The organism is Gemmatimonadaceae bacterium (assembly GCA_036496605.1).
GTDB lineage: Bacteria > Gemmatimonadota > Gemmatimonadetes > Gemmatimonadales > Gemmatimonadaceae > AG2.
Window position 1 is genome coordinate 1 of the sequence record DASXKV010000059.1, and the last position, 4,639, is coordinate 4,639.

Genomic DNA, 4,639 nt, shown 5'->3' on the forward strand with positions numbered 1-4,639 from the left:
ACTGAGTGGTGAACGGCTGAAAGGCGCGAAGTGCCGGACAGCGCGAAGTGCCGGACAGCGCGAAGTGCCGGACAGCGCGAAGTGCCGGACAGCGCGAAGTGCCGGACAGCGCGAAGTGCCGGACAGCGCGAAGTGCCGGACAGCGCGAAGTGCCGGGAGGCGCGAAGTGCCGAAAGGGGGCGCAGTGTGGAAATGCGTACGTCTGCAAGCAATTCATGATGCGCCCAGCGCCATGTGCGGCAGTTTGTCGCCATGGCAAAAAAGCATCGCGATCTCAATGTCCTGGACGCGGCGGAGCAATTTTCTGCTGATGTCACTCGACTCTCGGACCGAACGAAGCGGCTTCTTCATCGACAACAGCTGCTCAAGGCCGCGCAATCGGTGAGCGCCAACATTGGTGAGGGCTTTGGCCGCGCGACGCTCCCCGACCGCCACAATCGTTTGGCAATCGCCCGTGGTGAAGCCGAGGAAGCCATTAAGCATCTCCGCGCAAACCTGCGGGGCAAGCGGATCACGAGCGCCGATTACCGGCCTCTTCATAACCGTGCGGTCACGATTGTGAAGATGCTGAACGGTTTGATGGCCTAAGGCGCTGATCGCGCTTCGCGCTGTCCGGCACTTCGCGCTGTCCGGCACTTCGCGCTGTCCGGCACTTCGCGCTGTCCGGCACTTCGCGCCTTCACTGCTGGACTCCTTGAGCCTTCCGACGGTTGCGGTGAGAATTCGTCGCATGAGAAGAGCTATCCGACGGATAGGCGTGTTGCTGCTGTTCCCCGCTTCGATGCTGCCGGCGGTCCTCGAGGGTCAGTCAGTTCCTCCCGCGGCGCAGAATCCGTCGCCGATGGTTGAGCACACGCGGGCGCATGAGCGGCTCAGCGCTTCTCTGGAGCGCGACATCGGCGGTGTGCGGCGCACGTTCACAGGCCCGTTGGGGAAGCCGGTCGAAGTGTGGATACCCGAGGGCATTGGTCAGCGCGATGAGGTTAGCCTCGTCATGCATTTTCTCGGAGCGGCGTGGCTGCCGGAGTATGCTGTCTCCCGGCTGAAGACTAAGACGGTTGCGGCAGTGGTCAACATCGGCGCGGGATCCGGCATTTACGATCGCTCCTTCTCCGATCCAGCGGCCTTCGACTCGTTGCTCGCCAATGTGACGCGCGAGACATCGGCGGTGCTCGGCCGCGTCGTGACGTTCCGACGCGTGACCCTTTCCGGCTTCAGCGCAGGCCACGGCGCGATTCGCGCAATCCTTCGCGATTCGCAACATTTCGCTCGTGTGGACGCCGTGCTGCTCCTCGACGGGATGCACACGTCGTATGTGCCGGACGGCGTCGTGGTCGAGAAGGGTGGGACGCTCGACCCGAAGAATCTCGAGGCGTTCGTACGTTTTGCGCAGGCCGCAATGCGCGGCGAGAAGCGATTCCTCGTGACGCACTCCGAAATTTTTCCGGGCACGTTCGCCAGCACGACCGAGACGGCGGACTATCTGCTGAACGCGCTCGGGCTGCACCGCACCGCGGTATTACAGTGGGGACCTCGGGGCATGCAACAGCTCAGCGAGGCGCACGCGGGCCACTTCGAGTTGCTCGGATTCGCTGGCAATTCGGCGCCGGATCACATCGACCAGTTTCAGGGCATGCCGGAGTTCCTCGAGCGGTTACTGCAGCCATCGTCGAGCTCGGGCATCGTTATGCGCCCGCTTCTGAACCCCAGTTCGCGGAGACCTTAGCGACCGATCATCAAGATCGTAAACGATCCCGGGATTGCCGGTGGAAAACCACCGCGGCCTCCGCCCGCGGGCGGAGGCGGAGCCGGACCGCGCTCCTGGCTCATCGTGAAAATGTGCCCGGTCTTGGGATCGAACGTGATCGTTCGCGATCCGGCCATCGTCGGCAAATTCTCCTCGACGACGAAGCTCCGCGGCGAGGTCTCCTTCACGACGGTGAGTGTGCCGCCACCGGTACTGAACGCTTCCATCGTCGATGGATTGAACACCATCCCATCGGATCCGCCCGCGAGCGGCAACGTCGCGAGCACGGTCCCGTCGTTCGCGTTGAGCATCGTCATCGTCGGCGGCACGCCCGGGGTGGCGGCCGGCGGACCACCGCGGCCGGGAGCGCGCGGGCCGCCGGAGCAGGCGGCGAACAGCACATGGTTCTTGTCGTCGAGCGCCAGACCGTTGCAGCCACCCTTGTCGCGGAAGGGGAAGTGCTCGATCGCCTTCATCGCCTTCGCGTCGACGACCGTCACGCTGGCCGTGTCCTGAATGATGACGTACAACTTGCCATGCCCGTCGGAGACGGCTTGCTCCGGTGGTCCGCCGAGGTCCACGCGGCCCAACACCGTACCGTCGCGCGAATCGATCACCATCGCATCCTTGGTGGGATGGCTGAAGATGTAGACGCGCTCGTTGAACGGGTCGAAGAGAATGCCGTCGGGACCGAAGCCGCTGTCGATCGGAATACGCTTCAGCACCGTGAGCGTTTTCGTATCGAACATCGTGATCTCTGGCCGGCTGCTCGAGAACCCGTGGCCTGACTTGGGATCGACGACCGCGCCGTTGCCGCCGGATTCCATCACCGCGCCGACTGAATCGAGATTGTCGAGATTGTAGACCATGATCCGGCCCGGCCCGGAGGGCCGTGCGGGAGTGCTGTCGGTCGCGCGGGCCCCGGGCGTGCCGCCGCGCGGGATGTACAAACGGCGTCCGACGGGGTCGGCGAATAAATAGTCCCACCCACCTTCGCCGCCGACACGATCGGCTTTCAAGACTTTATATGGAGCGCTGGTCGAAGGCTCTTGCGCGGCGAGGGCCGGCGTGAGGAATACGACACAGGCGAGGACGAGACGTTTCATGGCGGCTCCGAGAAGTGTTCCGACGCCGACGCGAGGCCGGTAAGCGGCGGTCGCTGCGACCCGATACTGGCTGGCTCGCCGTGGCGTGTCAATCGGGGCCGGAACTCTCACGCGGTCGAACCACTCCATCATTCATGCCTGATCGTCGCTGAACTAACGAACGGTATCCACGGGGAGCCCTGATGCTACTCGAGATGAGAGGGACAACGAGGATCGATGCCGACCGTTAGGCATTGACGCCGACTGCGGCCGAGGCGACGATTACCGCCCCTCGTCCAAGCGAGCCACCAATGCGCGTTCCGATCCATACGCTCTGCTCGTCGCGCTCGAGACTGCTCATCATACTGGCCGGTGCGTCGGCACTGACGGCCGTCGCGGTGATGCAGCCGCCGCTCGCCGCGCAGACCATGCAATCTGCCGCGCCCGTCTCCGCATCGCGCATGGCCGACGACCCAGACGTGATGGGCGCCGAGCGATTGTTCTCGGCGTGGATCGAAGGCCAGATCGCCTATCGCGGATTGCCGGGAATCGCCGTCGGCGTCGTGAGCGACCAGGATCTCGTGTGGACGAAGGGCTTCGGCTATGCCGACGTCAACGCCAAAGTGCCGATGACGGCAATCACCAAGTTCCGCATGGCATCGCACAGCAAGCTGTTCGCCGCGACCGCGATCATGCAGCTGCGTGAGGAGGGCAAGCTTCGTCTCGATGATCCCGTGGTGACGTACCTGCCCTGGTTCAAGGCGAAGCGTGCCGGCGATGACGATGGCACGATCACGATCGAGCAGCTCCTCTCGCACAGCTCGGGAATGCAACGCGAAGCGGGCGATCACTGGACGTCGTACGAGTTTCCGACCAGCGACGAGCTGCGGCAACTCTATCCCGAACGTCAAGCGCCCTTCGCGCCGTCGGTGCGATGGAAGTACTCGAATCTGGCGTACGCCATCGTGGGGATGCTGACCGAGCAGGTGACAGGCAAACGCTGGGCCGACTATGTCGACTTGAACATCTTCAAACCGCTGGGGATGAACGCGTCGAGCGTGGACAAGAATGTGCCGGGGCTCGCCGTGCCATATGGGCGCCGCATGCCGGACGGTACGCGCGAGGTCCTGCCGTTCGTCGACGCGCGCGGGATGGCGTCGGCGACGGGCGTGACGTCGAACGTCGAGGACATGGCAAAGTTCGTCTCGGCCCAGTTCCGGCGCGGCCCGCGCGGCGGCAATCACATTCTGAGTACGGCATCGCTGCGCGAGATGCACCGTGTCCGGTCGGTGGAAGAGAACTGGACGTCCGGGACGGGACTCGGGTTCGACATCAATCGCATCGACGGGCGAACCTACGTGGGGCACGGCGGCGGCTACCCGGGAAACACGACCCAGACGCTCATTCAGCTCGACGACAAGATCGGCGTCATCGTGCTGACGAACACGAACGACTCGAATCCGTTCGACATCGCGCGTGAGCTGATGATGACCGTGGGCAAGGCGGTCGCGAAGTCCGCGGTGCCGGTGACCCTCGCTTCTGCGTGGAATCCGAGCTGGGCGCGCTTTGCCGGACTCTATCGCGGGCGGGGTGGTGATTCACAGGTGGTGCTGCTCAACAATCGCCTCGTGCTCATCACGCCTAACGCGGCGAACGTCGACAATCCGATCACCCTGGAGCCGCTGGGTGACGGCCGCTTCCGCTACGTCGCTCCGACGGGCGGTGGCGTCGTGGGCGAAGTGGTGCGGTTCGTCGAGCAACCCGGGCGGCCAATGCGAATGTACTCAGGCGACAGTTGGATAGACCG

General features: G+C 64.1%; 5 protein-coding genes. 2 read left to right on the forward strand and 3 right to left on the reverse strand.

What is annotated here, in order from left to right; genetic code table 11:
- Both VGH98_23525 and VGH98_23530 read right to left on the reverse strand, forming a co-directional pair.
- A partial coding sequence (locus VGH98_23525) for a hypothetical protein (GenBank protein ID HEY2378970.1) occupies positions 1 to 217 on the reverse strand: 217 nt, incomplete at its 3' end.
- Complete coding sequence (locus tag VGH98_23530) at positions 214 to 732, reverse strand: hypothetical protein (protein ID HEY2378971.1); 519 nt, start codon at positions 730 to 732, stop codon at positions 214 to 216. The genes VGH98_23530 and VGH98_23525, both read right to left, overlap by 4 nt.
- Here VGH98_23530 and VGH98_23535 point away from each other — a divergent pair.
- Entirely contained in the window at positions 731 to 1,726 is a 996-nt protein-coding gene (locus tag VGH98_23535; GenBank protein HEY2378972.1) for a hypothetical protein, read from the forward strand. The genes VGH98_23530 and VGH98_23535 overlap by 2 nt on opposite strands.
- Here VGH98_23535 and VGH98_23540 read toward each other — a convergent pair.
- Positions 1,723 to 2,853 (reverse strand): hypothetical protein, encoded by a 1,131-nt coding sequence (locus VGH98_23540; GenBank protein ID HEY2378973.1) that lies wholly within the window; start codon positions 2,851 to 2,853, stop codon positions 1,723 to 1,725. The two genes, VGH98_23535 and VGH98_23540, sit on opposite strands and share 4 nt — an antisense overlap.
- 290 nt (positions 2,854 to 3,143) lie before the next feature.
- Here VGH98_23540 and VGH98_23545 point away from each other — a divergent pair.
- Positions 3,144 to 4,639 (forward strand): serine hydrolase domain-containing protein (locus tag VGH98_23545; GenBank protein ID HEY2378974.1); only part of this gene is annotated, 1,496 nt, incomplete at its 3' end.

Bases quoted from the DNA above. Each gene is read 5' to 3' on its own strand.
- VGH98_23535 (HEY2378972.1), top strand. From the start codon at position 731: ATGAGAAGAGCTATCCGACGGATAGGCGTGTTGCTGCTGTTCCCCGCT.
- VGH98_23530 (HEY2378971.1), bottom strand. From the start codon at position 732: ATGCGACGAATTCTCACCGCAACCGTCGGAAGGCTCAAGGAGTCCAGC.
- VGH98_23540 (HEY2378973.1), bottom strand. From the start codon at position 2,853: ATGAAACGTCTCGTCCTCGCCTGTGTCGTATTCCTCACGCCGGCCCTC.